21 protein-coding genes are annotated in these 25,642 nt (G+C 72.9%); 13 read left to right on the plus strand and 8 right to left on the minus strand.

The genetic code is table 11. The annotated features are described in order from the left end of the window. Positions 1 to 180: 180 nt before the first annotated feature. The 3 genes from rsgA (at position 181) to RFN52_RS31750 (ending at position 3,300) form a co-directional block, all read left to right on the plus strand. Entirely contained in the window at positions 181 to 1,302 is a 1,122-nt protein-coding gene (rsgA, locus tag RFN52_RS31740; protein ID WP_184851358.1) for a ribosome small subunit-dependent GTPase A, read from the plus strand. A gap of 94 nt (positions 1,303 to 1,396) precedes the next feature. Next, on the plus strand, positions 1,397 to 2,806 hold the full coding sequence (locus RFN52_RS31745; protein ID WP_184851360.1) for a DNA-3-methyladenine glycosylase 2 family protein: 1,410 nt from the start codon (positions 1,397 to 1,399) through the stop codon (positions 2,804 to 2,806). Beyond that, on the plus strand, positions 2,806 to 3,300 hold the full coding sequence (locus tag RFN52_RS31750) for a methylated-DNA--[protein]-cysteine S-methyltransferase (RefSeq protein ID WP_184851362.1): 495 nt from the start codon (positions 2,806 to 2,808) through the stop codon (positions 3,298 to 3,300). The genes RFN52_RS31745 and RFN52_RS31750 overlap by 1 nt, the downstream gene beginning before the upstream one ends. 23 nt (positions 3,301 to 3,323) lie before the next feature. On the opposite strand, the gene RFN52_RS31755 is transcribed toward RFN52_RS31750, so the two are convergent. Continuing rightward, positions 3,324 to 3,806: a DUF456 domain-containing protein gene (locus RFN52_RS31755; protein WP_184851364.1), complete on the minus strand. Its 483-nt coding sequence runs from the start codon at positions 3,804 to 3,806 to the stop codon at positions 3,324 to 3,326. Between the two features lie 855 nt (positions 3,807 to 4,661). On the opposite strand from RFN52_RS31755, the gene RFN52_RS31760 reads away from it, so the two are divergent. Continuing rightward, positions 4,662 to 6,191: a protein phosphatase 2C domain-containing protein gene (locus RFN52_RS31760; protein ID WP_445082012.1), complete on the plus strand. Its 1,530-nt coding sequence runs from the start codon at positions 4,662 to 4,664 to the stop codon at positions 6,189 to 6,191. Positions 6,192 to 6,257: 66 nt separating this feature from the next. After that, positions 6,258 to 8,000 (plus strand): pyruvate dehydrogenase, encoded by a 1,743-nt coding sequence (locus RFN52_RS31765; protein WP_184851368.1) that lies wholly within the window; start codon positions 6,258 to 6,260, stop codon positions 7,998 to 8,000. Here the strand turns inward: RFN52_RS31765 and RFN52_RS31770 are convergent. Continuing rightward, positions 7,997 to 9,409: a transcriptional regulator gene (locus RFN52_RS31770; RefSeq protein WP_311241093.1), complete on the minus strand. Its 1,413-nt coding sequence runs from the start codon at positions 9,407 to 9,409 to the stop codon at positions 7,997 to 7,999. The genes RFN52_RS31765 and RFN52_RS31770 overlap by 4 nt on opposite strands. A gap of 230 nt (positions 9,410 to 9,639) precedes the next feature. Between RFN52_RS31770 and RFN52_RS31775 the strand changes: the two genes are divergently transcribed. Both RFN52_RS31775 and RFN52_RS31780 read left to right on the plus strand, forming a co-directional pair. After that, entirely contained in the window at positions 9,640 to 10,263 is a 624-nt protein-coding gene (locus tag RFN52_RS31775; RefSeq protein WP_184851372.1) for a hypothetical protein, read from the plus strand. 428 nt (positions 10,264 to 10,691) lie between these two features. Next, positions 10,692 to 11,174 carry an ATP-binding protein gene (locus RFN52_RS31780; protein ID WP_229856087.1) on the plus strand — a complete coding sequence of 161 codons (483 nt, stop codon included), beginning with the start codon at positions 10,692 to 10,694 and terminating at the stop codon, positions 11,172 to 11,174. A 57-nt stretch (positions 11,175 to 11,231) separates the two neighbouring features. Here the strand turns inward: RFN52_RS31780 and RFN52_RS31785 are convergent, their stop codons facing one another. Continuing rightward, positions 11,232 to 12,272, minus strand: a complete 1,041-nt coding sequence (locus RFN52_RS31785) for a DUF2637 domain-containing protein (protein ID WP_184851374.1) — start codon at positions 12,270 to 12,272, stop codon at positions 11,232 to 11,234. Positions 12,273 to 12,576: 304 nt separating this feature from the next. Continuing rightward, on the minus strand, positions 12,577 to 13,428 hold the full coding sequence (locus RFN52_RS31790) for a (2Fe-2S)-binding protein (RefSeq protein WP_184851376.1): 852 nt from the start codon (positions 13,426 to 13,428) through the stop codon (positions 12,577 to 12,579). Positions 13,429 to 13,605: 177 nt separating this feature from the next. Here RFN52_RS31790 and RFN52_RS31795 point away from each other — a divergent pair, with 177 nt between their 5' ends. Beyond that, complete coding sequence (locus tag RFN52_RS31795) at positions 13,606 to 14,445, plus strand: GntR family transcriptional regulator (protein ID WP_184851378.1); 840 nt, start codon at positions 13,606 to 13,608, stop codon at positions 14,443 to 14,445. Between the two features lie 272 nt (positions 14,446 to 14,717). On the opposite strand, the gene RFN52_RS31800 is transcribed toward RFN52_RS31795, so the two are convergent. After that, positions 14,718 to 15,485: a hypothetical protein gene (locus tag RFN52_RS31800; protein WP_229856084.1), complete on the minus strand. Its 768-nt coding sequence runs from the start codon at positions 15,483 to 15,485 to the stop codon at positions 14,718 to 14,720. Between the two features lie 164 nt (positions 15,486 to 15,649). Beyond that, entirely contained in the window at positions 15,650 to 17,323 is a 1,674-nt protein-coding gene (locus tag RFN52_RS31805) for a PucR family transcriptional regulator (RefSeq protein ID WP_184851383.1), read from the minus strand. A 306-nt stretch (positions 17,324 to 17,629) separates the two neighbouring features. On the opposite strand from RFN52_RS31805, the gene RFN52_RS31810 reads away from it, so the two are divergent. The 5 genes from RFN52_RS31810 to RFN52_RS31830 all read left to right on the plus strand — a co-directional run bounded on the left by RFN52_RS31810 (position 17,630) and on the right by RFN52_RS31830 (position 24,260). Then, positions 17,630 to 18,520 (plus strand): FAD binding domain-containing protein, encoded by an 891-nt coding sequence (locus tag RFN52_RS31810; protein ID WP_184851385.1) that lies wholly within the window; start codon positions 17,630 to 17,632, stop codon positions 18,518 to 18,520. After that, positions 18,520 to 19,101, plus strand: a complete 582-nt coding sequence (locus tag RFN52_RS31815) for a (2Fe-2S)-binding protein (RefSeq protein ID WP_062929847.1) — start codon at positions 18,520 to 18,522, stop codon at positions 19,099 to 19,101. The genes RFN52_RS31810 and RFN52_RS31815 overlap by 1 nt, the downstream gene beginning before the upstream one ends. A 2-nt stretch (positions 19,102 to 19,103) precedes the next feature. Continuing rightward, positions 19,104 to 21,503 carry a xanthine dehydrogenase family protein molybdopterin-binding subunit gene (locus RFN52_RS31820; RefSeq protein ID WP_184851387.1) on the plus strand — a complete coding sequence of 800 codons (2,400 nt, stop codon included), beginning with the start codon at positions 19,104 to 19,106 and terminating at the stop codon, positions 21,501 to 21,503. A 111-nt stretch (positions 21,504 to 21,614) separates the two neighbouring features. Next, positions 21,615 to 23,072: an NCS2 family permease gene (locus tag RFN52_RS31825; RefSeq protein WP_184851390.1), complete on the plus strand. Its 1,458-nt coding sequence runs from the start codon at positions 21,615 to 21,617 to the stop codon at positions 23,070 to 23,072. Between the two features lie 36 nt (positions 23,073 to 23,108). Beyond that, positions 23,109 to 24,260, plus strand: coding sequence for an XdhC family protein (locus tag RFN52_RS31830; RefSeq protein WP_184851391.1), 1,152 nt, complete (start codon positions 23,109 to 23,111; stop codon positions 24,258 to 24,260). Positions 24,261 to 24,296: 36 nt separating this feature from the next. Here the strand turns inward: RFN52_RS31830 and RFN52_RS31835 are convergent, their stop codons facing one another. Both RFN52_RS31835 and RFN52_RS31840 read right to left on the minus strand, forming a co-directional pair. Next, the gene (locus RFN52_RS31835) at positions 24,297 to 24,737 is read right to left on the minus strand and encodes an SRPBCC family protein (RefSeq protein ID WP_184851393.1); all 441 of its coding nucleotides are present in this window, start codon (positions 24,735 to 24,737) and stop codon (positions 24,297 to 24,299) included. A gap of 28 nt (positions 24,738 to 24,765) precedes the next feature. Then, the gene (locus tag RFN52_RS31840; RefSeq protein WP_374050187.1) at positions 24,766 to 25,554 is read right to left on the minus strand and encodes a polysaccharide deacetylase family protein; all 789 of its coding nucleotides are present in this window, start codon (positions 25,552 to 25,554) and stop codon (positions 24,766 to 24,768) included. Positions 25,555 to 25,642 lie beyond the last annotated feature (88 nt).

Raw genomic sequence — 25,642 nt, forward strand, 5'->3', positions numbered from 1 at the left:
GCCTGTGGCTGCCGCCGTCGGCTGTGTGACGAGCAGGAGGTGTGATCGATGGCTGTCTCTGAGATGGGCGCTGCCCGCATCCGGAAGTTCATCAAGTCCACCTCCGTGGCCTCCGGCTGACCTCTTACCCTCAGCGCCTTCGAGCGCGGTGCCGGGGCCACCCTTGTGAAGGGTCACCCCTTGTCTTTCTCTTCTCTCCCGGGTTCGTCCTCGTCCACCTCGCATCCGCTCGAGCCGTACGGCTGGGACGCGGGCTGGGAGGCCGAGTTCGCCCCCTACGAGGCCGAAGGCCTGCTGCCCGGCAGGGTCGTCCGGGTCGACCGCGGGCAGTGCGACGTCGTCACCGCCGACGGGCCGCTGCGCGCCGACACCGCGTTCGTCACCCCGCACGACCCCCTGCGCGTCGTCTGCACCGGCGACTGGGTCGCCGTCGAACCCGGCGGCAACCCGCGCTACGTGCGCACCTGCCTGCCGCGGCGCACCGCCTTCGTCCGCTCCACCTCCTCCCAGCGGTCCGAGGGGCAGATCCTCGCGGCCAACGTCGACCACGCCGTCATCGCCGTGTCCCTCGCGGTCGAGCTGGACCTCGGCCGCATCGAGCGCTTCCTCGCGCTCGCCTGGGAATCCGGGGCCCAGCCCGTCGTCGTCCTCACCAAGGCCGACCTCGTGCCGGACCCGGTGACCCTCTCGTACCTCGTCCAGGACGTGGAGACGACCGCGCCCGGCGTGGCGGTCGTGCCCGTCAGCTGTCTCGGCGACGGGGGAGGGCTCGACACCCTCGCCGCGATCGTCGGCGGGGGGACGTCCGTGCTGCTCGGGCAGTCCGGCGCCGGCAAGTCGACCCTCGCCAACGCGCTGCTCGGCGAGGACGTCATGGACGTCCAGGCCAACCGGGACGTCGACGGCAAGGGCCGCCACACCACGACCACCCGCAACCTGCTCGCACTGCCGGGCGGCGGAGTCCTCATCGACACCCCCGGCCTGCGCGGCGTCGGCCTGTGGGACGCCGAGACCGGCGTCGGTCAGGTGTTCTCCGAGATCACGGCGCTGGCCGAGCGCTGCCGCTTCCACGACTGCGCCCACGAGGCCGAGCCGGGATGCGCCGTGCTGGCCGCCATCGACACCGGTGAGCTGCCGGAGCGGCGGCTGCAGAGCTACCGCAAGCTCCAGCGGGAGAACCAGCGCATCGTCGCCAAGACCGACGCCCGCCTCCGGGCCGAGATCCGCAAGGACTGGAAGCGGAAGGGGGCGATGGGCAAGGCCGCGATGGAGGCCAAGCGGGGAGCACACTGGCGTTCCTGACCGCTCCCCGTCCCCAGCGCCCGGCCTCCGGTCCGATCGCGGTGTCCGATTTCCGCCAGCGGCCGCCCGGCCGACGGCGGAGACTGGACGGGTGATGGACCAGGGAACGGACGAGGACACCAGGTACGAGGCCGTACGCGGCCGTGACGCCCGTTTCGACGGCGTGTTCTTCTTCGCCGTCGAAACGACCGGCATCTACTGCCGGCCGAGCTGCCCCGCGGTCACCCCGAAGCGGGCCAACGTACGGTTCTTCGCCACGGCAGCCGCCGCGCAGGGCTCGGGTTTCCGGGCCTGCCGGCGGTGCCGCCCGGACGCCGTGCCCGGCTCCGCCGAGTGGAACGTCCGGGCGGACGTGGTGGGCCGGGCCGTGCGGCTGATCGCCGACGGCGTGGTCGACCGGGAAGGCGTCGCCGGGCTCGCCGGACGCCTCGGCTACAGCGCACGGCAGGTGCAGCGGCAGCTCACCGCCGAACTCGGTGCCGGGCCCGTCGCCCTCGCCCGGGCCCAGCGGGCCCACACCGCACGCGTCCTGGTGCAGACCACCGAGCTGCCGATCACCGAGATCGCGTTCGCGTCGGGCTTCGCCAGCGTGCGGCAGTTCAACGACACGATCCGTGCGGTGTACGCGTCGACCCCGAGCGAGCTGCGCGCCGCCGCGCCCAAGGCCGGCCGGGGCCGCCGCGCGGCCACCCCGAACGCCGGCATCCCGCTCCGGCTCGCCCACCGCGGCCCCTACCAGGCCGGATTCGTCTTCGACCTGCTGGCGCGCGAGGCCGTACCCGGCATCGAGGACGTGAGCGGCCCGCCCGGCACCCGCACCTACCGGCGCACCCTCCGCCTCCCGTACGGCACCGGCATCGTCGCCGTCGGCGAACGCCCGGGCACCGCCCGGACCGCATCCGGCGCCCACCCGGGCGGCTGGCTCGACGCCCGGCTGCACCTCACCGACCCGCGCGACCTCACCACCGCCGTCCAGCGGCTGCGGCGGCTGTTCGACCTCGACGCCGACCCCTACGCCGTCGACGAGCGCCTCGCCGCCGACCCGCGGCTCGCGCCCCTGGTCCGTGCCCGGCCCGGGCTGCGCTCACCGGGCACCGCCGACCCGCAGGAACTCGCGGTGCGCGCGCTGACCGGCCGCACGGAGGCGGAACGGCTCGTACGCCGCTACGGCAAGGCCCTCGACGCCCCCTGCGGCAGCCTCACCCACCTCTTCCCCGAGCCCGCCGTCCTCGCCGGGGCCGAACCCGGCGGCCCCCTCGGCGCGCTCACCGCCGCCCTCGCCGACCACGCCGTACGGCTCGACCCGGGCGCCGACCGGGACGGCGCGCGGGACGCCCTGCGTGCCGTGCCCGGCCTGGACGCCCGTACGGTGGCCGAGATCCGCACCCGAGCCCTCGGCGACCCGGACGTGGCCCCGCCCGGCCGTGACGTCCCCGACCACTGGCGCCCCTGGCGCTCGTACGCCGTGAACCACCTGCGCGCAGCAGGGGAGTGGGAGTTGTGATGACCGGCCCGACCTACTGGACGAGTGTGACCGGCCCGCTCGGGCCGCTGCTCCTCACGGCCGCCCCGACCGGCGAGCTGACCTCCCTGTCCGTGCCCGGCCAGAAGGGCGGACACGAGGTGCGGGACGACTGGCGGCGCGACCCCGGGCCCTTCCGGGAGGCCGAGGAGCAGCTCGCCGCCTACTTCGCCGGGGAACTGAAGGAGTTCCGCCTGGCCTGGCGGACCGAGGGCACCGCCTTCCGCGAGAAGGTCTGGGCCGCGCTGGACGGCATCCCCTACGGCTCGACCGCGACCTACGGCGAGATCGCCGCGCACATCGGAGCGCCACGGGCGGCGGTGCGGGCCGTCGGCGGTGCGATCGGCGCGAATCCGCTGCTGGTGGTCCGCCCGTGCCACCGGGTGATCGGGGCGGACGGCACGCTGACCGGCTACGCGGGGGGTCTGGACCGCAAGGTGCGGCTGCTGACGCACGAGGGTGTGCTGCCCGGGTAGGACACGGCCCAGGGCCAGGGGGCTCAGCCCCAGAAGACCGCGCCCACCCAGGCCGCCGCGATCAGCTGGCAGGTGAACAGTTCGGCCAGGATGCCGGAGCCGCCCGCGCGCATGACCGTGCGCAGGGCGGCGACCGCGTCCGCGTGACGGCCGAGACGGACCCGTTCGAAGAGGTAGACACCGGCCAGGAATCCCGGGATCGCGCCCAGTACGGGGACCAGGACGAATCCGAGCAGGGAACCGGCTCCGGCGCAGGCCAGCATGCGGCGGGTGGTGGCGTTCATCCGCAGCCGCCGGGGCGGCAACGACCAGCGGACGCCCTGGGAGACGAGCAGTAGCACCGTGGCCCCGACCAGCACCCACCAGGCGACGGGCTGCGGATCCTTCAGCGCCCACCACATGACCGCGGCCCACACCAGCAACGATCCCGGCATGGCGGGCAGCAGCACTCCGCACAGCCCGAGCAGGATGACCAGCCCGACCAGCAGGAGGTCCCACACTCCCATCTGACCAGCCTGCCGGAACACGCGAGAACGCGCAGGTCAGAAGCGTGCCAGGGGCACAGACCCGCAGGTCAGCCGCCCGCCGCCGGCCCGGCCCGCGTTTTCGCATGACCGTTCTACGGCTCACTCGACGTGCCGTTCACCGTCCCGCGACGGGCCGGTTTTTTCCACAAGCCCCGTTTTCATCCGGCTCGTGCGGTGGACAATCAGGGCATGAGTCAGCAGGGGGGAAGGCCCACCGGTCACGAGGACGACTGGTGGAGGGAGTTGTACGACGACTCCACCGACGACACGGGCCCCACACCGGCCCGCGATTCCCTCGACGACCGGTTCGCGTCGGCGTCGGGAGCCGTGGGAGACGGGGCGCAGGAGCGGACCCGGCCCCCGGACCGGCCGGCAGGACGGCCCTTCGGTGCGGAGCCGACGGTTCCGGCGCCCCGCACCGGGGCCGACGACGTACCGGACACGCCCCGCCCCTACGGTCCACCCCCGCAGCGCGCCCCGTGGGAGCCGCCGCCGGCCCGGCCCCCCGGCCCCACGAGCTTCCCGACCGCGGCGAAACCCCCCGGACAGACCGGGCAGCCCCCCGGCCACGCCCCCATGGAAGGACGCCCGGGCGACACAACCCCACCGACCGCTCCCCGCAGGCCTCCGGCCACGAGCCCATCCGCGGCCGACTCCGGCAGGCCTGCGGGCGAGGGTACGGGCGGCGGGCCTTCGCCCTCTTCTGGCCTCCGTTCGGCTTCGGACGTGCGCCCGGGCGCCGCGAGCCCGCGAGTGCCCGACTCCGGCGGGCTCTCCGGCGGGGGTACGGAGGGCGGGCCTTCGTCCTCAGCCGGCCCGGGTTCGCCTTCGGACGTGAACCCGCGCGCTGCCGACCCCGGCAGGCCTGCGGGCGCGGTGGCAGATGGCGGGCCTTCGCCCTCGGCTGTCCCACCTGCGCCCCCGGACGCGCGCCCTCCCGACGGCGACCCCGGCAGGCCCTCGGGTGCGTGGCCGGGTGACGCGCCCCCGCCCTCGGCCGGCCCTCGTACGCCGCCGGAAAGCCCCAGGCAGCCCCCCGCCCCGGGCATCCCCGGCTCACGGCCGGCTCCGGTTCCCCCGCCCCCCGCGGCCCCTCCGGCGTGGCCGGCTACGGCCGCGGACCCACCCGGCAAGCCCGCGCCTCCGGCCCCTGCCGCCGAGCCCGGCGGGGCCGCGTCGCCCGCCACCGGATTCGGGGAGGCCGCGTACCCGACTCCGGCCGACCGGCCACCCGTGCCGCCGCGCCCCGCCGCACCGCCCGCGTCCTCGCCTCCGGCCGACCAGCCGCCGCCCCTGCCTCCCGGCCCCGGCTCCGAGCCGTCGAACCCGGCTGATCAGACGCCCGAGCCGCCGGACCCGCCTGCCGCCGACCGGATCGAGCGCCCCGCGGAGACCCCCCGGGCCCGTGGCCACGTCGGTACCCGGCCGCCCACCTACGACGCCGAACCCACCGCCCTGCCCGCGGCCGATCCGGACGATCTCGACGACCTCGTGGCGGACACCGTGCTGGACGGGGCCCGCTACGGGGCCTGCACGCTGCGGGCCGTTTCCGTGCGGGGGGACTCCGCGCGGTACCGGGGCGAGCCCCGCCGGGACGCGCTGCTCACCGCCCGGTTCGGCACGGGGGAGCGCGCGCTGCTGCTCGTGGCGATGGCGACCGGGGTCCGGGCGACGCCGGGCGCGCACCGGGCCGCCGCCGAGGCCTGTCACTGGATCGGTCGGGCCGTCGGCCGCAGCCACGCACGGCTCGTGGAGGACATAAGGGACGGCCGCCGCGGCGACCTGAAGTCCGGGCTGCACCGCCTCACCGACCGCAGCCTCGGCAAGCTCCGGGCCAGCGCCTCCGAGCAGGGCGTCGACCCCGGTGAGTACGCGGCCAGCCTGCGCTGCCTGCTGCTGTCCGCCGACCCCGGGTGCCGTACGCGGGTGTTCTTCGGAGTCGGGCCGGGCGGGTTGTTCCGGTTGCGGGAGGGCGAGTGGCAGGACATCGAGCCGCAGGTCGCCGACGTCAAGGGCGAACCCGTCCTGGGCTTCGGCTCACCGCCCTCCGAGACGCCCGAGGGGGACCGGCTCACCATGGACCTGGGCATCCCGACCCCGCCCAGCCCGTACGAACCGGCCCCGGAGCCGCCCCGCGAGCCGTTCCGGTTCCGGACCTCCGTCGCCCGCCCGGGTGACACGCTCCTGATGTGCAGCGGCGGCCTCGCCGAGCCCCTGCGCGGCGAGCCCGAACTGGGCGAGTACCTCGCCGAGCGGTGGTCCCGCCCCGAACCGCCCGGCCTCGCCGCGTTCCTCGCCGACTCCCAAGTACGGGTCAAGGGTTATGCAGACGACCGTACGGCCGCCGCGGTGTGGGAGGCGTGAGCGCTGCCCGTGTGACTTGATGGAACCCGGAGGGATCCCAGGAGACCGAAGGGGCAGACGAGAACCATGGCCAAACAGAACGTCGCGGAACAGTTCGTCGACATCCTGACCCGCGCCGGAGTCAAACGCCTCTACGGCGTCGTCGGCGACAGCCTCAACCCGGTCGTCGACGCCGTCCGCCGCAATTCCGCCATCGACTGGATCCACGTCCGGCACGAGGAGACCGCCGCCTTCGCCGCCAGTGCCGAGGCACAGATCACCGGCGGGCTCGCCGCGTGCGCCGGTTCCTGCGGCCCCGGCAACCTCCACCTCATCAACGGCCTCTACGACGCCCACCGCTCCATGGCCCCGGTCCTCGCCCTCGCCTCGCACATCCCGTCCAGCGAGATCGGCCTCGGCTACTTCCAGGAGACCCACCCCGACCGGCTGTTCGCCGAGTGCAGCCACTACAGCGAGATGATCTCCAGCCCGCAGCAGATGCCGCGGCTGCTGCAGACCGCCATCCAGAACGCCGTCGGCCGCAGCGGCGTCAGCGTCGTCACCCTGCCCGGCGACATCGCCGACCTGCCCGCCCCGGAGAAGGCCGCCGAGACCGCCCTCGTCACCTCCCGGCCCTCGGTCCGCCCGGGTGACGCCGAGATCGACCGGCTCGTCGAGATGATCGACGACGCCGGCAAGGTCACCCTCTTCTGCGGCAGCGGCACGGCCGGCGCGCACGCCGAGGTCATGGAGTTCGCCGGGAAGATCAAGTCCCCGGTCGGGCACGCCCTGCGCGGCAAGGAATGGATCCAGTACGACAACCCGTACGACGTCGGCATGAGCGGACTGCTCGGCTACGGCGCCGCCTACGAAGCCACCCACGAGTGCGACCTGCTGATCCTGCTCGGCACCGACTTCCCCTACAACGCCTTCCTCCCCGACGACGTGAAGATCGCCCAGGTCGACGTCCGGCCCGAACACCTCGGCCGCCGCTCCAAGCTGGACCTCGCGGTGTGGGGCGACGTACGGGAGACGCTGCGCTGTCTGATCCCGCGGGTGAAGGAGAAGAAGAACCGCCGCTTCCTCGACCGCATGCTGAAGAAGCACGCCGACGCGCTGGAAGGAGTCGTGAAGGCGTACACGCGCAAGGTCGAGAAGCACACGCCGGTCCACCCCGAGTACGTGGCGTCCGTGCTCGACGAAGTGGCCTCCGACGACGCCGTGTTCACCGTCGACACCGGCATGTGCAACGTCTGGGCCGCCCGCTACATCTCACCCAACGGCCGCCGCCGCGTCATCGGTTCCTTCTCCCACGGCTCGATGGCCAACGCCCTGCCCATGGCGATCGGCGCACAGTTCACCGACCGCAAGCGGCAGGTCGTGTCGATGTCCGGCGACGGCGGCTTCTCCATGCTGATGGGCGACTTCCTGACGCTGGTGCAGTACGACCTGCCCGTGAAGGTCGTGCTGTTCAACAACTCCTCGCTCGGCATGGTCGAGCTGGAGATGCTGGTCGCCGGTCTCCCGTCGTACGGCACCGCCAACAAGAACCCCGACTTCGCCGCCGTCGCCCGCGCCTGCGGTGCGTACGGGGTGCGCGTCGAGAAGCCCAAGGACCTCGCCGGGGCGCTGAAGGACGCCTTCAAGCACAAGGGGCCGGCCCTCGTCGACGTCGTCACCGATCCCAACGCGCTGTCCATCCCGCCGAAGATCAAGGCCGAGATGGTGACCGGCTTCGCCCTGTCGGCCTCGAAGATCGTGCTGGACGGCGGGGTCGGCCGGATGCTGCAGATGGCCCGCTCCAACCTGCGCAACGTGCCTCGGCTCTAGCTGTAGGGCGCCCACCGACGCGCGGAGGTGTCGTACGTGTAGTGGGGCAGGTCCTTGATGCCGCTGGTCCGGAACGGGCGGCCGGCGTCGTCGATGCGGACCGTGCCCGTGCGGCCCTGGGAGGACCAGTCCAGCTCCAGGTACCAGCGGCAGTCGCAGCCTTGGGTCCTGGCGTTGACCAGCAGCACCTCGGGGTCCCGCGCGGAGACCCGGTACGGCATGCGCACCGCCGGGATCGGCGTGCCCGCGTCGCTGCCGGCGACCGCGCGGGCGATGGGACGGTCCTTGTCCAGGTTCACGTCGAAGGAGCGCGGGGTGATCGAACCGCCGCAGCCCTGGTTCATGGCGTAGGCGTTGCCCGGCGCGGGTGCCGAACGTCCCACCACGCGCACACGCAGCGCCTTCAGCACGACCGCCGTGTCGGTCCGCCCCTGCACCGACAGCTCAACGAGCGTCTCACCGCCGTGCACCGCGTTGTGCGCGGCGGCCCAGACTCCGGCGTCCTGCGGGACCGGCGGCGGTGCCACCTGCCCGGGCGGCCGGGCGACGACGTAGTCGTGACCGCAGCCGAGATTCCAGGCCTGGGAGTCGGCCGACCAGGTGAGGGGGACGGCGGGGCCGGCCGCGCCGGCGGGCGGGGTGGTGCGGGCCGAGGAGGGCGGAGAAGGCTTCCTCTTCTTCTTCGGAGTGGCTGAGGGGGAGGGCGGCTCGACGGTGGGGGAGCTGCCGCTCGGGGTGGGGGACGCGCTCTCGCGGCCGGGGGCTTCTGACCCGGCCGTACCAGACGTGGCCGGGCCTGCCGACGGGGCACGGCCGTCGGCGGACGCACGCCGCCCATCCGGCAGTGCGGCGAGGCTCCCGAACACCGCGAGCAACGCGCAGGCGGCTGCCAGTCCGACCGTGACGCGTCCGCGGCGGTACCAGGGGCGGCGGGGGAGCGGGTCCGCTTCCGCGGGGCTTTCGGCAGGGCCGTCCACCGTGGCGGCATCGGCATCCGTGTCCGTTGTGGAGGTGTCTGTAGCCGTGTCCACGGCGGCGGCGCCCGCATCCGTCTCCGCCGGGGAGGTGTCCGTAGCCGTGTCCGCCGGGGAGGCGCCCGTGGCCGGGTCCGTCTCCGCCGTGCCGGCCGGGCTCGCCGGGCGGGGCCGCTGCCGCGCCGCCACCGCCAGGAGCCAGCGGCGGTGCAGCTCCAGACGTTCCTCCGGGGACGCCCCGCACAGGGCGGCGAAGCGCTCCACGGGCGCGAAGTCGAGCGGGACGGCCTCGCCCGCGCAGTAGCGGTGCAGGGTCGAGGTGTTCATGGCCAGGCGCCGGGCCAGCGAACCGTAACTGCGGTCCGTGCGCTCCTTCAGCCCTCTCAGCAGCGCCGCGAACTCCCCGACCTCGTCGACGTCGTCCTGTGCCGACACCGTTCCCCCGTCCTCTTGCTCGGCCCCGGCCCGGAACGGCATCCCAGGCACCCCATGTACCTGCACGTCAGACGGGCTGGGATGGTTCCACCGTGCCGGATCGCCTGCGGGCTGTTGCGTCCGCCCGGTGTGACCGCTGAAGCTTCTGGTGTCGCACCGAGCAGGTCCGGGCCGACCAGCCGGCCTCGCCGCGGCATCCACGCCGACGCACTCATCCACGGGGGACACCCATGTCCATGCGCATCCGAACGAGCGCTCTCACCGCACTCGCCGTCGCCGCCCTCGCGGCGGGCACGGTCCTCACGGCACCGGCCGCCGGTGCCGCCCCGAAGGCCGCCGCGCCCAAGTTCCTGTCGGCGTCCCAGCTGCCGCCGCACCCGACCTCCGCATGGACGGCCGGCCCGGTCACCGAAGGGTTCCCGGAAGGGCTCGGCACCTGCGTGAGCACGGAGGGCGTGCCCTCCTACGACTACCGGCACCGGGAGTTCCGGACCGACCTGGACACCGGCGCCGTGCAGCTGACCATCGTGGCGGACACAGCCGCCCTGGCCAAGGCCCTGGCGAAGCACTACGACGACCTGATCCGCACCTGCGCCGACCGCATCGAGAAGGCCTACCCGGACGTCGAGGCCGAGGGCCGGGACTACGGCACTCTGCCGGTCGAGGAGGGCGCCCGCGTCCGCGGCCTGCACACCGAGACGTCCTGGGGTGCCACGGACATCTCGCTGCTGTCCGTCGGACGGGACGGCAGGACCGTCACCGTCGTTCAGTGGGGCCAGATGGGCGACTTCGGCGACGCCCCCGTGGCCGCCTTCAAGAAGACGACGACCACCGCCGTCAACAAGCTGTACTGACCGCGCCGCCGCCGGAAGACCGGGGCCGTCCTCCCGCCACGGGGGTGGGGGAGGACGGCCCCGTACGCGTCTCGGCGCCCGTCAAGACCGTCGTACTTCGGCCAACTTCACCGCAGCGCCACGGACCCTGGCCTGTCGCCCCAGCCCTTCACCGCGTACGCAGGGATCGGCAGCCGGACGTCGGCCCATCGTCCGATCTCCGGCGGTCAGGATCCGACCGGGGACGATGACCGGCTACCCTCTTGTCCCCCTCCCCTCCATCGCCGTACCGCTCGGCGACCCGCCGCCCGGACCGTCCGCGCCGTTCCAGTGGCCGAACACCCGGTCGTTGACGATTCGACATGACTGCCGCGTTCGCGATGGGGCATGGATCCCCGTGAACGTGTTCGAGCAGGAGGGGAACCGACATCGGCGCGCGGGCGGGGGTCATGGAGAGGCAGGCACGACGAGGCGGTCCCATAGCGATCGGGGGCTTCTCGGCGAAGACGGTGGAGGACAGGACCGACGACGTCACGGAGCGGGAAACGGCACCGCAGTTGCGGCGCAGACTCGGGCGGGCGGACCTGCGGGCCGTCCCGGAAGCCCGCAGGGCCCTGCGGGAACTGCTGGGACAGTGGGGGAAGCAGGGGCAGTCGGACGTGGCGGAACTGCTCACCAGCGAGCTCGTCACCAACGCGATCGTCCACACCGACCACGACGCGGTGCTCACGGCCACCGTCGGACCCAGCGGACTGCGGGTGGAGGTACGGGACTTCGTGGCCCGCAGGCCCCGGCTGCGCGTACCGGTCGCCGACGACGGCACGAACGGCAGGGGCCTGTTCCTGGTGCAGTCCCTCGCGGACGCCTGGGGCGTCCGGCCGCACGGCGTGGGCAAGGCCGTCTGGTTCGAACTGGAGGCAGGGGCGGCGTGAACGCCGAAGGGGCGCGGCCCGCAGGCCACGCCCCCTCGTCGCGTCGACGCGGCCGGGCTAACCGAACTGCTGCTCCAGGTCCTTGAGCTTGCGCTCCAGGGAGTCCAGGCGCGGCAGCGCCATGGTGTCGTCCTCCGCGGTGAGGTCGACGGTCACCGGGTCAGTTCCTTTGCGTACCGGCTGAAGGGAGGGACGCGAGCGCACGGGCAGGGGCTCCGGCGCGGATATGGCAGGCTCCGCGGTGACCTGTGAGGAGTCGCGCTCCACCTGCACCTCCAGCTGCCGTCCGCCACCACGGCCGAAGTGACCGCGGTGGCCGCGGCTGATCGCCTTCAGCTGGGCCCGCTCCACGCGCTGCTGGTCACGCCGCCGCTGCCGGGCCTCTTCCTTCTTGCGCGTGTCGTCGCGCACCTCGTCGACGGCCTCGTCCAGGCTGCGCACACCCTCCAGGAGCATCAGCGACCAGGCGCGGTAGGTCTCCCGGGGGGCCCGCAGCCAGCGCACCATGCGGATCTGCGGCAGCGGGCGGGGCACCAGGCCCTGCTCCCGCAGGGCGGCCCGGCGGGTCTGCTTCAGCGCGCGGTCGAAGAGCACCGCCGCCGACAGGGACATGCCCGCGAAGAAGTGGGGGGCACCCGCGTGGCCGACGCCCCGGGGCGCGTGCACCCAGTTGAACCAGGCCGCGGCGAAGGCGAACGTCCAGACCAGTATCCGGGAGCCGAGCGCGGCGTCACCGTGGCTGGCCTCGCGCACCGCGAGGACGGAGCAGAACATCGCCGCGCCGTCCAGGCCGAACGGCACGAGGTACTGCCAGCCGCCGGACAACCCGAGGTTCTGCTCGCCGAAGCCGACCAGGCCGTGGAAGGAGAGCAGGGCGGCGACGGCCGCACAGCAGAAGAGCAGGAGGTAAGAGAGGGTGCCGTAGAGGGCTTCCTTGCGTCTGCGGCGTTCCTCGCTGCGCTCCCAGGAGTCGTCCGCGCTCGTGTTCTTGACCGAGGAGCGCTTGCCGCGCGCGAGCACCGCCACCGCCGCCAGCATGCCCAGGAGAAGCACGGCGCCCGGAAGCAGCCAGTTCAGCGATATGTCGGTCAGTCTCATCTGGGTGGTCCCTTGCATTGGGATAGGGCGTAACGCCCGCCATAGTGGCCCAATCCCATCGGCCCTCAGGGGGTTTCGGGGCAAGAGGCCGCCAAGGAAGTGCAAGGGATTGTTCAGGGCGGCGTTCTGCTCGAACTGCCGCTTGAGGGGCGGGAGTTGAGTTCGAACAAGACTACCCGTACGAGTGGTTCTCCGGAAAGTTCCCGTGACGCGTGAGGAAGTTGTGAATCGCCTGTGGGCGTGCGGGTGTCCGGTACCGCGGTGATCTTACGGGACGACGGGACGGATCGACCCCGCCCCTATGTCAACTGGCCGTGGCCAGCAGCTTGGTGACCCGCTCCGTGTCGCAGGTGCGCGGGCAGGTGGCGCAGGTGTCCTCCGGGCGCAGCGTGTAGAACATGCAGCAGCTCGCGCGGTCCCGGGTGAGCAGCGGCTCGCCGCCGGGACCGGTCAATTCCCGGAACGCCGCCGTGCCGACGTACGGCTTGGTCGCGCCCGGCAGGAGCAGTTCCAGCTCGCGCATCGCGCGCCGCTCCTCGATCTCGCCGAGCAACTGGGCGATGTACCAGACGCCTTCGACGATCTCGTCCGTCGCCATGCCCCACAGGGCCCGTCCGCGGCGCCGCATCCGGGGGCCGAAACCGGCCAGGACGGGCTCCAGGTGCTCGGCGACCGCCGACCGCACCTCGGCCCGCAGCGCTTCCTCGTCGGGGACGACCCGGGCGCCGGGCAGCGCGGCCGCCTCGTCGCCGGGCAGGCAGGCGAAGCCGGCGGGACGGACGGCCAGGTGCCCGAGGGCGTGGCCCGGGGCGGTGCGGTCGTACGAGACGTGTGTCACGGGGTAGCGGGGGACCCTGCGGTGCAGGAACCACGGCACGGTGATCAGCAGGCAGGCGGGCCAGGCGTAGCGGTGCAGGCCGAAGGTGGCGACGACGTCGGGACGGGCCTGCCGGCCGTAGTCACGCTGGATCTGGTCCACGTCCCACGCCAGGTAGCGGTCGAGGGCGGGTCCCGCGGCCGCGAGGTCGGCGGCAGTGGCCCAGCCGCCGCCGTGCGGGGTCCCGTCGACGGCGTCCAGTTCGGTGACGGCCAGCCCTGGGAGGACCTCGGCCAGGCGTGCGTAGGCGCCGGAGACGGCCGAAAGGGGCGCAGGCATGTGATCACCGATCCGTCGGGCTGAAACGGGGCTCTTGAAGGTAAGCCTAACCTTACTCAAGATCTCCGAAATTCGAACCGAGATTTGAACTGGGCGCCGGGGCGCTTATGGTGCTTGACGGACGAGTAACAACCCGCCGTAATGACCCCAAGTACCGATACGTCCGGAGGAGGACCCGTGAGGCAGGGAGCGCAGGGCTCCGCGGACACGGGGACTCCGTGGGCGGCGGCGGCTTCAGCGGCAGCGGCGGAGCCGGCGCAGCCGGTGGCACCGGCCAGGTCCGCGCGGGTGCCGCAGCAGGCCGGGGCGGTCCGGGGGGAGCACACGCACAGCGAGCCGCCCGCGCCGGCCGTGCCGGTCCTCCCGCGGGCCCGGCCGGTGATCCAGCGGGCCTCCGTGCGCGGGCAGATCCTGGACGCGCTGCGGGCGGCGCTGGTGGCGGGGGACCTGCGGCCGGGCGAGGTCTACTCGGCGCCGGTGCTGGGCGAGCGGTTCGGGGTCTCGGCGACGCCGGTCCGGGAGGCCATGCAGCAACTGGCCCTCGAAGGGGCCGTCGAGGTCGTGCCGAACCGCGGGTTCCGGGTGGTCGAGCGGGGTGTGCGGGAACTGGCCGAACTGGCCGAGGTCCGGGCGCTGATCGAGGTCCCGGTGATGTTGCGGCTGGCCCGTACGGTCCCCGCCGAACGCTGGGCCGAGATGCGGCCCCTCGCCGAGGCGACGGTCCGCGCGGCGTCCACCGGCTGCCGCGCGACCTACGCGGAGTCCGACCGCGGGTTCCACCGGGCCGTGCTGTCCCTCTCGGGCAACGAGCAGCTGGTCCAGATCGCGGAGGACCTGCACCGCAGGGCGCAGTGGCCGCTGGTCGGCGGCGGACCGGGGTTCCGGGGGCGTGCCGACCTGGTCGCGGATGCGCACGAGCACACGGCGTTGCTGGACGCGCTGGTCGCTCGGGACCTGGACGTGGTGCGGGCGCTGGTGGGGGAGCACTTCGCGGGTGCGGGTGCGGGCGGCGCCTGACGCCGGGTGGTGGGTCGGGGCCGCGCCGGGGGGTGTCCGTCCTCGGAACGGCGCGATGGGGTCGGACGCCGACTGACTGTCCGTCGACGCGCCGACCGCTGCGGGCGGACACCCCCCGGCACGGCCCCTTCTCGCCGTACGCGGGTGCGGGTCGCCCTAGCTGCGGGCATGCGTGCCGCTAAGGGCGGCACGGGTGGGCGCAGCGGCACCCGCACCGCCCGGCTGCGGACCCACCCGGCCTCAGCCCTGACGCCGAGTACCCCGCACCCTCCTCAAGCCGTAGCAGCCGGCGGAACCGGCGGAGCCAACTGGCGGGACAGCCACGTCGGTACGCCCCCGAGCAGCCGGAACAGCCGCCGGGCCTCCTCGCGCAGCCGGGACGCCTCCGGCTCCGTCTCGGTGTCGGCGAGGGACACCAGCGCCGGAGCCGTGCCGACGAGATAGCCCAGCTCCTCCCGGATCCGCAGCGACTCCGTGAAACCGTGCCGCGCCTCCGCCAACTCCCCTTCCCGCAGGGCGAGTCCGGCCAGATGGCGCCACGTGAAGGACAGCAGCAGCGGGTCGGAGTGCGCCGTCGCGCCCGCGTGGGCACGGCGGTAGGCCGCGCGGGCGGCCTGGGGCGCGCTCGTCAGGTTCTCCGCCAGGAGCCCGCGCCGGAAGTCCAGCAGAGCCCGCGCCGGAGCCCCCGGAGGGACCAGCGCCGCCGCCCGCCCCAGCGCGGCCCGCGCCTCGTCGGCCCGGTCCCGCACCGCGAGCAGCGTCGCCGCGTAGGCCAAGTAACCGCGTTCACAAGCGGCCGCGCCGCGTTCGTCGTCGCTGTGGGCCATCGCCTCGGCCGTGCGCAGCGCGTCCTCGGCCTCCTCCCAGCCCTGCTCGGTGTACAGACACCGTTCCACCAGCAACGACGCGCGTTGCAGCGCCGCCGCCGGTGTGGTCGGCGGCAGCAGGGCGGCCGCGTCGGCCCAGCATCCGCGGGAGCGCAGCCGCCATACCGCGGTCTGGAGGGGATCGTCACCGGCGGTCGTTCCGTTACCAGACATGGCGGTATGCGCCACGTTGCCCTCCCCGAGCACGCCATCGAGCTGTTGAGTGGTGGCGGCATCTCAGCACGAATCGGCGGGCCGGGCCAAGAGGGTGGGTGAAGGATTTCACAAAGTCGTGGGACTCGGGGGCGTCCCGGGTTTGGGCCGGGACACCCCGTGTTTCAGCTCATGCGCAGGGCCAGGAAGAAATCCAGCTTGTCCTCGAGCCGCGACAGATCACGGCTCGTCAACTGCTCGATCCGGCCGACCCGGTAGCGCAGCGTGTTGACGTGCAGGTGCAGACGGGCGGCGCAGCGGGTCCAGGAGCCGTCGCAGTCGAGGAAGGCCTCCAGGGTCGGGATCAGCTCGGCGCGGTGGCGGCGGTCGTAGTCGCGCAGCGGGTCCAGGAGGCGGGCGGTGAAGGCCCGGCGGACGTCGTCCGGGACGAAGGGCAGCAGCAGGACGTGGGAGGCCAGTTCCTGGTGGCCGGCCGCGCAGACCCGGCCCGGGCGGGCCGCGGCGACGCGCCGGGCGTGGCGGGCCTCCTCCAGCGCACCGCGCAGGCCTTCCGCCGAGTGGACGGCCGCGCTGACGCCGAGGGTGAGCCGGCCGTCGTCGTCGAGGCCCGCCGTGAGGGGGCCCCGTACCGATCCCAGGAGGGTGTCCGCGAGGATGCCCGCCTCCGTGCCGTCGTGCTCCGCCGAGACGGCCGGGAGGGGCACCAGGGCGATGGCCTCGTCGCCCGTGTGGGCCACGGCGATACGGTCGGAGTGCTCCGGGCCGGCGACCGCGGGGTCGACGAGGACCTCCTCCAGCAGGGCCTGCGCCACCGGGCCGCCCTCGATCTCCCCGCCCTCCCAGTCGACCCGGGCCACGACCACCTGCCAGTGCGGCGCGGCTCCCAGGCCGGGCAGCAGCACCGGCGCGGCCACGCGCAGCCGGGCGGCGATCTCGGCGGGTGCCGCGCCCGTCTGGACCAGCTCCAGGACCTCCTGGGCCAGGCGGCGGCGGACCGTGCGGGCCGCGTCGCGGCGGTCCCGCTCGACCGCGATCAGCTGGGTGACGCCGTAGAGCAGGTCCAGGCGTTCCTCGGGCCAGTCCCCGGCGTCCGCCTCGACGGCCAGCAGCCAGTCCGACAGGACGGTCTCGCGGACGTCCCGGGCGGGCTGCGGGGAGCGGCCCGTGGAGCGGATCGGGAACAGGGAGTACGTCGTGGCGCCGAGGGCGACGCGGTGGGGGCCGCGGCGGCCCGTGCGGGTGGCGGCCAGGTGTTCTCCGGCCAGCCGGGCGCACGTCTCGGCCGGCAGGGCGGGGCCTGCCGCCTTCGAGCCGGCGATCGGGCGGCCGGTGGGGGAGAGGACCCAGGCCCGCAGGTCCAGGTCCGTGCCCAGGAGGTCCAGGACCACGTCGGGGCCGCCGCCTGCCGGGCCCGAGGTCATCATCCGGCGGTGGCGGTCGACGACCGCCGCGAGGTCGCCGGCGCGCTCGCCGGAGACCTGCCGTACGACGTGTTCGGTGATCGTCGCGAACGCCACCGACTCGTGCACCGCGAAGAGCGGGAGGCGGTGCCGGGCGCAGGCCACGACCAGGTCCTCGGGGATGTCCCCGAGCTCGGCCTCGCCCGCGGCGAGGGCCGTCACGCCCGCCTGCACCAGGATCCGGACGAAAGGCTCCGAGTCGTTCGCGTCCCGGCGCCAGGCCAGGCCCGTGAGTACCAGTTCGCCGCCCGCGAGGTAGCGGCTGGGGTCGCGGAGGTCGGTGGTCATCACACCCCGCACGGTGCGGTCCAGCTCGTCCTCGCCGCCGAGCAGCTTGAGGCCCAGCGCGTCGGTGTCCAGCAGTGCGCGCAGCCGCATTCTCGTCGCCGCCGATCTTTGTCTCGAAATCAAACCCTGCCCCGGCTGTGTTCCAGGTCACGCGGCTGTGTCGCGCGTTTCCACAGGAGAACGAGGAGGTTTCTGAGGGCCTCCGTTCATACGAATCTACAAGATGCCCGTCCTGGCCAGCCAACTCCTTCATGGTTTCCGTGACTGACTCGCTTGGCGCACCGCGCTGTGTACTGAGGCCACTACGCGTGAACAGCACATGAACGAGCCGGGACCGCCGCACACGGATTGGCTCAAACCGAACGCCCCACGAGAAGACGAAGAAGAGAGCCGGTCATGGACTTCCTTCGCCCCGCCAGCTGGGAGGAGGCGCTCGCCGCGAAAGCCGAGCACCCCTCCGCTGTGCCGATTGCGGGTGGCACCGACGTGATGGTCGAGATCAACTTCGACCACCGCCGGCCCGAGTACCTCCTGGACCTGAACCGCATCGGCGACCTCGGCGAGTGGGAGGTCGGCGAGGACAGCGTGCGGCTGGGTGCCTCCGTGCCGTACACGAAGATCATGGAGAACCTGCGCGCCGAGCTGCCGGGTCTCGCCCTCGCCTCGCACACGGTCGCCTCCCCGCAGATCCGCAACCGCGGCGGCGTCGGCGGCAACCTCGGCACCGCCTCCCCGGCCGGTGACGCCCACCCCGCGCTGCTCGCCGCGGGCGCCGAGGTGGAGGTCGAGTCGGTGCGCGGCTCGCGCCGCATCCCGATCGACGCGTTCTACACGGGCGTGAAGCGCAACGCGCTGGCGGCCGACGAGCTGATCCGCGCCGTGCACGTGAAGAAGGCCGACGGGCCGCAGCAGTTCTCCAAGGTGGGAACCAGGAACGCGATGGTCATCGCCGTGTGCGCCTTCGGGCTCGCGCTGCACCCCGAGACGCGGACCGTGCGCACCGGGATCGGCTCGGCCGCCCCGACACCCGTCCGGGCCAAGGCCGCCGAGGAGTTCCTGAACGCCGCGCTGGAGGAGGGCGGCTTCTGGGACAACGGGCAGATCATCACCCCGTCGGTCGCCAAGCAGTTCGCGGACCTGTGCTCCGCCGCCTGCAACCCGATCGACGACGTCCGGGGCACAGCGAGCTACCGCCGCCACGCGGTCGGGGTCATGGCCCGCCGCACCCTGACCTGGACCTGGGAGTCCTACCGCGGCACCCGCCGCCTCACCGAGGGAGCTGCGTGATGCGTGTCAACTTCACGGTCAACGGCCGTCAGCAGGAAGCCGACGACGTGTGGGAGGGCGAGTCCCTGCTGTACGTGCTGCGGGAGCGCATGGGCCTTCCCGGGTCGAAGAACGCCTGCGAGCAGGGCGAGTGCGGCTCGTGCACGGTCCGCCTGGACGGTGTGCCGGTGTGCTCGTGCCTGGTCGCCGCCGGGCAGGTGGAGGGCCGCGAGGTCGTCACCGTCGAGGGGCTCGCCGACTTCGCCAAGCAGCGCGCGGAGGGCGGCTGCGCCTCCGGCGCCTGTGGTACGTCGCTGCAGAACGCCCAGCAGTGGGAAGCGAAGGGCACCGACTCGCAGACCGGCGAGGGCACGGAGCTGTCCCCGATCCAGCAGGCGTTCATCGACGCCGGCGCCGTGCAGTGCGGCTTCTGCACGCCCGGTCTGCTGGTCGCCGCCGACGAGATGCTGGAGCGCAACCCCACCCCGACCGACGCGGACATCCGCGAGGCGCTGTCGGGCAATCTGTGCCGCTGCACCGGCTACGAGAAGATCATGGACGCGGTCCGCCTCGCGGCCGCCCGGCAGTCAGAGGCGGTCTGATCATGGCGTCCCCCAGTGGAACCCCCACGAAGATCACCCAGGGCTCCCAGACCAAGGGCGGGATCGGCGAGTCCACGCTCCGCCCCGACGGCACCCTCAAGGTCACCGGCGAGTTCGCGTACTCGTCCGACATGTGGCACGAGGACATGCTGTGGGGGCAGATCCTCCGCTCGACCGTCGCGCACGCCGAGATCGTGTCCATCGACACGGGCGAGGCCCTGGCCATGCCGGGCGTCTACGCCGTCCTGACGTACGACGACCTGCCCACCGACGTGAAGAACTACGGCCTGGAGATCCAGGACACCCCGGTCCTCGCCCACGGCAAGGTCCGTCACCACGGCGAGCCGGTCGCCCTCGTCGCCGCCGACCACCCGGAGACCGCCCGCCGGGCCGCCGCGAAGATCAAGGTCGACTACCGCGAGCTGCCCGTCATCACCGACGAGGCCTCCGCCACCGCCCCGGACGCGATCCTCGTCCACGAGAACCGCGACGACCACCACGCCGGTCACGTCCCGCACCCCAACATCGTGCACCGCCAGCCGATCATCCGCGGCGACGTGGCGGCGGCGCGCGAGCGGGCCGACGTGATCGTCACGGGCGAGTACACCTTCGGCATGCAGGACCAGGCCTTCCTCGGCCCCGAGTCCGGCCTCGCCGTGCCGGAGGAGGACGGTGGCGTCCACCTCTACATCGCCACCCAGTGGCTGCACAGCGACCTGCGCCAGATGGCGCCCGTGCTCGGCCTGCCCGAGGACAAGGTGCGGATGACGCTGTCCGGTGTCGGCGGCGCGTTCGGCGGCCGCGAGGACCTGTCCATGCAGATCCACGCCTGCCTGCTGGCGCTGCGCACCGGCAAGCCCGTCAAGATCGTCTACAACCGGTTCGAGTCGTTCTTCGGACACGTCCACCGCCACCCCGCGAAGCTGTACTACGAGCACGGGGCCACCCAGGACGGCAAGCTCACCCACCTGAAGTGCCGGATCGTCCTGGACGGCGGCGCCTACGCCTCCGCCTCCCCGGCCGTCGTCGGCAACGCCTCCTCCCTGTCCGTCGGCCCGTACGTGGTCGAGGACGTGGACATCGAGGCCATCGCCCTCTACACCAACAACCCGCCCTGCGGCGCGATGCGCGGCTTCGGCGCGGTCCAGGCGTGCTTCGCCTACGAGGCGCAGATGGACAAGCTCGCCGCGAAGCTCGGCATGGACCCGGTGGAGTTCCGCCGGCTCAACGCCATGGAGCAGGGCACGCTCCTGCCGACCGGCCAGCCCGTCGACTCCCCGGCCCCCGTCGCCGAACTGCTGCGCCGCGTCAAGGCGATGCCGATGCCGCCGGAGCGCCAGTGGGAGTCCAGCGAGGGTGCCGACGTACGGCAGCTGCCGGGCGGCCTGTCCAACACCACGCACGGCGAGGGCGTCGTCCGCGGGGTCGGCTACGCGGTCGGCATCAAGAACGTCGGCTTCTCCGAGGGCTTCGACGACTACTCCACCGCCAAGGTCCGTATGGAGGTCGTCGCCGGCGAGCCCGTCGCCACCGTGCACACCGCCATGGCGGAGGTCGGCCAGGGCGGCGTCACCGTCCACGCGCAGATCGCCCGCACCGAGCTGGGCGTCACGCAGGTGACCATCCACCCGGCCGACACCCAGGTGGGCAGCGCCGGTTCGACGTCGGCCTCCCGGCAGACGTACGTCACCGGCGGCGCGGTGAAGAACTCCTGCGAGCTGGTCCGCGAGAAGGTCCTGGAGATCGGGCGCCGCAAGTTCGGCTCCTACCACCCGGCCTGGGCGACGGCCGAACTGCTCCTGGAGGGCGGCAAGGTCGTCACCGACGGCGGCGAGGTCCTCAGCGACCTGGCCGACGTGCTGGAGGGCGAGACGGTGGAGGTCGAGGCGGAGTGGCGGCACCGGCCGACCGAGCCCTTCGACCTGCGCACCGGCCAGGGCAACGGGCACGTCCAGTACTCCTTCGCCGCACACCGGGCCGTCGTCGAGGTCGACACCGAACTCGGCCTGGTGAAGGTCATCGAACTGGCCTGCGCCCAGGACGTCGGCAAGGCGCTCAACCCGCTGTCGGTGCTCGGCCAGATCCAGGGCGGCACCACCCAGGGACTGGGCGTGGCGGTCATGGAGGAGATCGTCGTCGACCCGAAGACGGCGAAGGTCAAGAACCCCTCCTTCACCGACTACCTGATCCCGACCATCCTCGACACGCCGACCATCCCGGTCGACGTCCTCGAACTCGCCGACGACCACGCCCCGTACGGGCTGCGCGGCGTCGGTGAGGCACCCACCCTGTCGTCGACCCCGGCCGTCCTCGCGGCGATCCGGAACGCGACCGGTCTCGAACTGAACCGGACTCCGGTGAGGCCCGAGCACCTGACGGGTACCCAGCTCTCCGAGGGCTGAGCAGTCACGATCCCCCTGGGGGCTTCGTCCCCCAGGGTCCCTTGTTCGTCTCGGGCCGTCCCCCGGGTCGTGAACATCCCAACCCCCTTTGAAACTTGGGAGACGGCACCCATGACCCAGCAATCAGTGGAGCCGAGGGCCACAGCCGAAGACGCGGGTGAAGGCACCCGCGTCCCGGCCGGACGGTCCTGGCTCGACCGGTACTTCCACATATCCCACAGAGGGTCGACGGTCGCCCGTGAAGTGCGCGGCGGCATCACGACCTTCATGGCGATGGCGTACATCCTCCTGCTCAACCCCCTGATCCTGTCCGGCAAGGACGCGGCCGGGGACACGCTCGCCCAGCCGGCCCTGATCACCGCGACCGCGTTCGCGGCGGCCTTCACCACCCTGCTGATGGGCTTCGTCGGCAAGGTGCCCCTGGCCCTCGCCGCCGGCCTGTCCGTCTCCGGGGTCCTCGCCTCCCAGGTCGCACCCGAGATGACCTGGCCGCAGGCGATGGGCATGTGCGTGATGTACGGCGTGATCATCATGCTGCTGGTCGTCACCGGCCTGCGTGAGATGATCATGAACGCGATTCCGCTCGCGCTCAAGCACGGCATCACCATGGGCATCGGCCTGTTCATCGCCCTCATCGGTTTCTACAAGTCGGGCTTCGTGCACCAGGGCAAGGCCACGCCCCTCGCCCTCGGCCCGGCGGGCGAACTGGCCGGCTGGCCCGTCCTGCTCTTCGCCGGGACCCTGCTGCTGATCTTCATGCTCCAGGCCCGGAACGTCCCGGGCGCCATCCTCATCGGCATCGTCGGCGGCACGGTCGTCGCGGCGATCCTGAACGCGGCCGGCGTCATCTCCCCCAGGCAGTGGGCGGGCGGCGCACCCGAACTGCACGGCAGTGCCGTCTCCATGCCCGACTTCTCGCTCTTCGGGGACGTGCGGTTCGGCGGCTGGGGCGAGGTCGGCGCGATGACCGTCGGCATGATCGTCTTCACCCTGGTGCTCGCCGGGTTCTTCGACGCGATGGCCACCATCATCGGCGTCGGCACCGAGGCCAAGCTCGCCGACGACAAGGGCCGCATGCCGGGCCTGTCCAAGGCGCTGTTCATCGACGGGGCCGGCGGCGCGATCGGAGGCGTGTCCGGCGGTTCCGGCCAGACGGTGTTCATCGAGTCGGCCACTGGTGTCGGTGAGGGCGCCCGCACGGGCCTCGCCTCCGTGGTGACCGGCCTGTTCTTCGCGGCCTGCCTGTTCTTCACCCCGCTCACCGCGATCGTGCCGCAGGAGGTCGCGTCCGCCGCCCTCGTCGTCATCGGCGCCATGATGCTGATGAACGCCCGGCACGTGGACTGGGCCGACCGGGCCACCGCCATCCCGGTGTTCCTCACGGTCGTGCTGATGCCGTTCACGTACACCATCACCACCGGTGTCGCCGCGGGTGTCATCTCCTACGTCGCCATCAAGACCGCCCAGGGCAAGTGGCGCGAGATCGGCGCCTTCATGTGGATCCTCACGGCGGTGTTCGTCGTCTACTTCGCCCTCAACCCCATCGAGAGCTGGCTGGGCGTCCACTGACGCCTGCCTTCCCGCAACCCAAGGAGACCGAGACAGATGCTGGACATCGCCGAGGAGCTGAACCGGTGGGTCGAGCAGGGCCGTGACTTCGCCGTGGCCACCGTGGTGGCCGTCAGCGGCAGCGCGCCCCGCCGGCCCGGCGCCGCGCTCGCGGTGGACGCCGACGGCACGGCGATCGGATCGGTCTCCGGCGGCTGCGTGGAGGGCGCGGTCTACGCGTTGTGCGAGCAGGCGCTGCGGGACGGCGAAACCGTCCTGGAGCGCTTCGGGTACAGCGACGACGACGCCTTCGCCGTGGGCCTGACCTGCGGCGGCGTCATCGACATCCTGGTCACCCCGGTACGGGCCGCCGATCCGGTCCGCCCGGTGGTCGCGTCCGCGCTCGCCGCCGCCGCCGAAGGGGAGGCGGCTGCGGTGGCACGGATCGTGTCGGGCCCGCCCGAACTGACGGGCCGGGCCCTCCTGGTCCGCCCCGACGGTGCGTACGACGGCGGCTTCGGCGCCCATCCGGAACTGGACCGCACGGTCGCCGCCGAGGCCGGCGCCTTCCTGGACGCGGGCCGCACCGGCACCCTGGAGATCGGCGAGCGGGGCTCACGCTGCGGAGCGCCCCTCACCGTCCTGGTCGAGTCCTCGGTCCCCGCACCCCGCATGATCGTGTTCGGCGCGATCGACTTCGCCGCCGCCCTGGTCCGCGTCGGCAAGTTCCTCGGCCACCACGTCACGGTGTGCGACGCGCGTCCCGTCTTCGCGACCCGGACGCGCTTCCCGGAGGCCGACGAGATCGTCGTCGAGTGGCCCCACCGCTACCTGGAGCGCACCGACGTCGACGTCCGCACGGTCCTGTGCGTGCTGACCCACGACGCCAAGTTCGACGTGCCCCTGCTGAAGCTGGCGCTGCGCCTGCCGGTGGCGTACGTCGGTGCCATGGGCTCGCGGCGCACCCACCTGGACCGCCACGCCCGCCTGCGGGAAGTCGGCGTCACCGAACTGGAGTTGAGCCGCCTGCACTCGCCGATCGGGCTGGACCTCGGCGCCCGTACGCCCGAGGAGACCGCCCTGTCGATCGCGGCGGAGATCGTCGCCGCGCGGCGTGGCGGCAGCGGAGTCTCCCTGACCGGGGCGCACACGCCGATCCACCACGAGCCGGAGCCGGCGGCCACGGGCCGGATCGGGTCGGTGGCCTGAGCCCCGGCCGGGCACGCCGGGCCGGCGGCCGGTGCGTCAGGCCTGCCTGAGCAGACGGTTCAGCGCCCGCCCGAACACGTACCGCGAGGAGCGCCGCACCACCGCGTCGAAGGCCGACGGCACGAACCGGACCCGGATCTCCTCCCGCCACACCACGCGCGCCCGCCCGCCCGGCCCCGGCCGCACCTCCAGCTCCGCCCACCCGAGGACGACCCGCCCCCGCTTCTCCAGCCGGCACAACCCGGTGGCGCCGTCCCGCGGCGGCTGCCACACCGTCACCTCCATCGGGTCGTCGAAGGCCAGCACCCCGACTCCCGAGCGGGCCACGACGAACGTGCCCTCGCGTGTCGGCCCGGCCGGCTCGACCCTGACCACCGTCAACGGCACCGCGTCACCGTGCCGCTGCCACCGGGTGATCCGCCGCCACGCCTCGTCGAGGGGGAGCGGAACGGTGCGTTCGATCAGGAAGTTCGCCACCCTCCGATCGTAGGGAACCCGCGGGGCGTCACCGGTACACCTCGCCCGGCTCCGTCTGTCCGGGTGCGAGGAGTTGGGGCACCGTCACGAAGACGTAGCCGCGTTCCTTCAGCGCGTCGATGATGCCCGGTACCGCCGGCACCGTGCCGTCGTAGAGGTCGTGGAGGAGGATGATGCCGTCCCGGGAGGACTGGGCGAGGACGCGGCGGGTGATCAGGTCGGAGTCGGTCGTCTGATAGTCCTTCGCCGTCACGCTCCACAGCACCTCGGAGAGGCCGAGTTCGCGGCAGATGGCGTGCACGGTGGCGTCGGTGCGGCCCTGCGGCGGGCGCATCAGGGTCGGGCGCCGGCCGGTGAGGCGCTCTATCTCCTCGTTGGGGCGTTCCAGTTCCTCGCGTATCTCCTCGGGTCTCAGTTCGGTCAGGATCTTGTGGTCCCAGGTGTGGCTGGCCACCTCGTGCCCCTCGTCGGCCATGCGCCGCACCAGCTCCGGGTACTTCTCGATGTGCCGCTTCCCGAGGAGGAAGAAGGTCGCCGGGACCTGCTTCTCCTTCAGGATGTCCAGCAGCCGCGCGGAGTGCTCGCTCGGCCCGGCGTCGAAGGTGAGCGCGATGCACTTGACCTCGCGGCAGTCGACGGCGCCGAAGCGGGCCGGCTGCATGTCCGTGGCCGGGCGGGCCCGTACGGTGCTGGGAGCCGTGGTGTCGGTGCCCGTGCAGCCGGTCAGGGCGAGGGTGAGGGCGGCGGTCGCCGCGAGCGCTCCGGCCGTTCGGAACGCGGTCCCCGTTTTCGTCATCTTGTTGGTCAGAGAAGGCATGCCGGGACTATACATCGCGTGTATACGCGCGGTTTATAGTCGCCGAGGCGTGCCCGGAGGCCCTGACCTGGTGTTTGACCGAGACATG

The sequence above is a fragment of the Streptomyces collinus genome, assembly GCF_031348265.1.
In the GTDB taxonomy this organism is placed as follows: Bacteria; Actinomycetota; Actinomycetes; order Streptomycetales; family Streptomycetaceae; genus Streptomyces; species Streptomyces collinus.

Coding starts and splice junctions, on each gene's coding strand:
- RFN52_RS31800 (WP_229856084.1), bottom strand. CDS start 15,485: ATGTCTGGTAACGGAACGACCGCCGGTGACGATCCCCTCCAGACCGCG.
- RFN52_RS31825 (WP_184851390.1), top strand. CDS start 21,615: ATGACCCAGCAATCAGTGGAGCCGAGGGCCACAGCCGAAGACGCGGGT.
- RFN52_RS31750 (WP_184851362.1), top strand. CDS start 2,806: ATGACCGGCCCGACCTACTGGACGAGTGTGACCGGCCCGCTCGGGCCG.
- RFN52_RS31765 (WP_184851368.1), top strand. CDS start 6,258: ATGGCCAAACAGAACGTCGCGGAACAGTTCGTCGACATCCTGACCCGC.
- RFN52_RS31785 (WP_184851374.1), bottom strand. CDS start 12,272: ATGAGACTGACCGACATATCGCTGAACTGGCTGCTTCCGGGCGCCGTG.
- RFN52_RS31820 (WP_184851387.1), top strand. CDS start 19,104: ATGGCGTCCCCCAGTGGAACCCCCACGAAGATCACCCAGGGCTCCCAG.
- RFN52_RS31810 (WP_184851385.1), top strand. CDS start 17,630: ATGGACTTCCTTCGCCCCGCCAGCTGGGAGGAGGCGCTCGCCGCGAAA.
- RFN52_RS31790 (WP_184851376.1), bottom strand. CDS start 13,428: ATGCCTGCGCCCCTTTCGGCCGTCTCCGGCGCCTACGCACGCCTGGCC.
- RFN52_RS31755 (WP_184851364.1), bottom strand. CDS start 3,806: ATGGGAGTGTGGGACCTCCTGCTGGTCGGGCTGGTCATCCTGCTCGGG.
- RFN52_RS31840 (WP_374050187.1), bottom strand. CDS start 25,554: ATGCCTTCTCTGACCAACAAGATGACGAAAACGGGGACCGCGTTCCGA.
- RFN52_RS31775 (WP_184851372.1), top strand. CDS start 9,640: ATGTCCATGCGCATCCGAACGAGCGCTCTCACCGCACTCGCCGTCGCC.
- RFN52_RS31830 (WP_184851391.1), top strand. CDS start 23,109: ATGCTGGACATCGCCGAGGAGCTGAACCGGTGGGTCGAGCAGGGCCGT.
- RFN52_RS31805 (WP_184851383.1), bottom strand. CDS start 17,323: ATGCGGCTGCGCGCACTGCTGGACACCGACGCGCTGGGCCTCAAGCTG.
- RFN52_RS31815 (WP_062929847.1), top strand. CDS start 18,520: ATGCGTGTCAACTTCACGGTCAACGGCCGTCAGCAGGAAGCCGACGAC.
- RFN52_RS31780 (WP_229856087.1), top strand. CDS start 10,692: ATGGAGAGGCAGGCACGACGAGGCGGTCCCATAGCGATCGGGGGCTTC.
- RFN52_RS31745 (WP_184851360.1), top strand. CDS start 1,397: ATGGACCAGGGAACGGACGAGGACACCAGGTACGAGGCCGTACGCGGC.